The organism is Nostoc sp. (assembly GCF_036917975.1).
Classification (GTDB): Bacteria; Cyanobacteriota; Cyanobacteriia; order Cyanobacteriales; family Nostocaceae; genus Nostoc.
The window spans coordinates 1-3,379 of record NZ_JBALEJ010000064.1 but is presented as its reverse complement, the minus strand read 5'-3'; the positions used below and the strand labels follow the sequence as shown (position 1 = coordinate 3,379).

The following is a 3,379-nucleotide window of genomic DNA, read 5'->3' as shown; positions in this document are numbered from 1 at the left end:
TATGGCTTTCGTAACTTTAGCAATTTTAGATTACGCAGTTTATTAAACTGGCATTTTACTATTAATACTCCATAAAAATAGCCGAAGAGCCAGATTGTCTTCCTTTTCTTGCGTAATAATTTCCCAGTCTTTATCTATAGAAATAATTGGATTTGAGAAACCTTCAAAATGCTTGAGCAAGTTTTCTTGTGTCAGCAACACTGAAACTTGTGCATCTTCAAGCATAAAATTTAGACGCTCTTGAGGATAGCTGGAATCTAATGGTACATACGCTCCTCCAGCTTTTATAATTCCCAACAACCCGACAATCATTTCTATAGACTGTGAGATACAAATGCCGACTAAAACTTCTGAACATACTCCGATTTTTTGTAAGTGGTGCGCTAGTTTATTGCTGCGAGTATTCAACTCTTGATAAGTCAGTTGCTCGTTAGCAAAGTTGACTGCTATAGAATCAGGATACTGCTGTACCTTTTCTTCAAACAATTGATGGATACACTTATCTTGAGGATAATCTGCTTGGGTGTTATTCCATTCCACCAATACCTGATGTAACTCCGCTTCACTTAATAATGGTAAATTTGCAATTCGTTCTTCTGGATTTGCAACAATAGCTGACAACAGAGTTTTAAAATGTTCTAGCATCCGGCTAATAGTAGCTTTATCAAATAAATCTGTGTTGTAAACGATTACGCCTCGGAGACCTTCAGAATACTCCCAGTTTCCGCCCCCTAAGCTCCTAAAATCCTCAGAACACTTCCACAGATGCAGTTCCAAATCAAAACGCGTTTTTTTCAAATCAATATTCAGAAAGCTAGGTACTAATCCAGGTAGCTCTAGCGCTGACATTGGCGCATTCTGAAAACCAAATACCACTTGAAATAGCGGATGATGGCTCAAGTTCCGCTCTGGATGCAGTTCTTCAACTAACTTTTCAAACGGCAAATCTTGGGAGCTGTATGCTCCTAATGTTACCTCACGTACTCTGCCTAGTAGTTCCCGAAAAGTGGGATTTTCAGATAAGTTGCTACGTAGTACTAAACTATTGACAAAAAAACCAATTATGCCTTCAATTTCGCTACGGTTACGATTAGCAATTGGCGAACCTACCGCGATATCTTCTTGATGGGTATAGCGATAAAGTAATGTTTGAAATGCTGCCAGCAACGTCATAAATAATGTCGCCCCTTCTTGCTGTGACAGCTTTTCTAGTGCATCAATTAGCTTGAGCGGTAACTCTAGAAATTGTGTTGATCCTTGATAGCTTTGTATAGCTGGCCTTGGTTTGTCAGTAGGTAGATGCAGTATGGATATATCGTTTAATTGCTCCCGCCAGTAAGCTAACTGGGTTTGGAGTACTTCTCCTTGTAACCACTCGCGCTGCCAGTGAGCAAAATCGGCATACTGAAGAGGCAGTTCTAATAGAGGAGAAGGCTGGTTTTGTGCAAAAGCTGCGTACAGCATTCCCAGTTCCCGAATCAGTACCCCCATAGACCAATCGTCGCAGATAATGTGGTGCATATTCAGTAATAGAATATGTTCTGTCTCGGAAAGGACGAGGAGTATTACTCGCAGCAATGGCCCGGAGGATAAATCAAAAGGACGTTCTATCTCTGCGGTAATAATGCACTTTGCTTTAACCTCTTGTTCGTCATCTGGTAATTGCTGGAGGTCTAATACAGAAAGAGGTATTGTTAAGCTGGGTGCGTTAGCGTAGCTTTCCGCAGGAATCGCCTGTAGGGGTTGCCCATCCGACACAATAAATGTTGTGCGTAAGGTTTCGTGGCGACGCACGATTTCGTTAAAAGTCTGTTCTAGTGCGGCTAATTTCAGCGAACCGGTTAAACGAATTACCGTCGGCACATTGTAGATACCATTGTCGGGGATCAACTGGTCGAGAAACCATAGCCGTTGTTGAGCAAAAGATGCTGGAAAAACGAAGACTTCTTCAGAAGACATATTGATCCTTATTTTAAATTCTGTGCTTTCTCAATACAAGCTGTTAGCTGTGCGGCGAGAATTTGGATATGGGGTTTTCTCAGCATAGTTAGGTGATTTCCAGGAATATGATGAATTTCTGTTCCTTTTACAATTAGCTGATCCCAACCCATACTCGGATCTTCCTTGCCGCTTGATTGAACATTTGTTCTGAAAAGATTAATTCGTTTAGGGTAGGCTTGCGGAACATAGTTAAGAACTGCTTGGCTATTGGCATAATAAACACGAAGCATTGGACGAATTGCTAACTCGCTTAAAAGTCTTAACTTGGATTCTTCAGGTATAGTGTTGACTGTGGCATCCTCTTTCCGGATGAAGTGAGAGAAGAGATTTGTTTGGAGTAAACTGTTAATTCTGTTATTGGCGATCGCGATGATTAGATAAAAATAATCGAGGAAAAAAGGCCATATATATCGCGCCACTGTCCTCAGCATAAACTTGAAACCACTACCCAAAGAAGGTATATTGCCTGGAATTGGTGCTAAAGTGTCAAGTACAGCAAGTAAAGCCACTTCTTCGCCAGACTTTTGGAGTTGTTGAGCCATTTCAAAAGCAACCCAACCTCCAAAAGACCAACCGCCTAAAAAATAAGGGCCTTTAGGCTGTACTTTACGCAATGCTTCAATGTAGTGGGTAGCCATATCCTCAATGCGAGTTAATGGAGAACTTTTTCCGTCAAGTCCAATAGGTTGTAGCCCATAAAATGGTTGATTTTTTCCTAAATTCTGAGCTAATTCGTAATAAGGGAAAACAACACCAAAAATTGGATGCACGCAGAAGAAAGCTGGGCTTGAACCAGCAGGTTGAATCGGAACTAAGGGCGACCACGGGAGAGAATCTGCTTGTGAGGATAGAGCAGTTGCTAAACTTTCAATTGTTGGATTTAAAAATAAGCTAGATAGCGGCAATTCGCGCTCAAAGTGCTTGTATATTTGCTTCATAAGCTGTACAGTTAACAGCGAATTTCCTCCCAAGTCGAAGAAGTTATCGTAAATACCCACACCCTCAATATTAAGCACTTCAGCCCAAATTTTTGCTAAGGTTGACTCGGTTGGAGTCCGAGGAGCGATAAATGCTTTATCTATTGAGTGGCTAGTTGGAGTGTTGAGTGCTGTTAGCACATAACGATCTACTTTGCCATTAACTGTTAGCGGCAGAGAATCCAGCATTACAAAAGATTTTGGGATCATGTATTCTGGTAATTTTTCTTTTAAGAATTTACGTAGTAGAGACGTAAAATTTGAGGCAGCGCGTTGCGGGGGTTCCCCCCGTTGTAGCGACTGCCGTTGCGTCTCTATATTGGGAACAATATAAGCCACCAAGTACTTATCACCAGATACGTTTTCTTTAACAATTACTACTGCTTTTTGCACACTCTGAT

1 protein-coding gene and 1 pseudogene are annotated in these 3,379 nt (G+C 41.1%); both read right to left on the bottom strand.

Going from position 1 to position 3,379, the window contains the following annotated elements:
* Positions 1–42 precede the first annotated feature (42 nt).
* Positions 43–1,959, bottom strand: a pseudogene (locus V7K76_RS24770) (condensation domain-containing protein); the annotation flags it as partial.
* An 8-nt stretch (positions 1,960–1,967) separates the two neighbouring features.
* Positions 1,968–3,379 (bottom strand): thioesterase domain-containing protein (locus V7K76_RS24765; protein ID WP_335030122.1); only part of this gene is annotated, 1,412 nt, incomplete at its 5' end.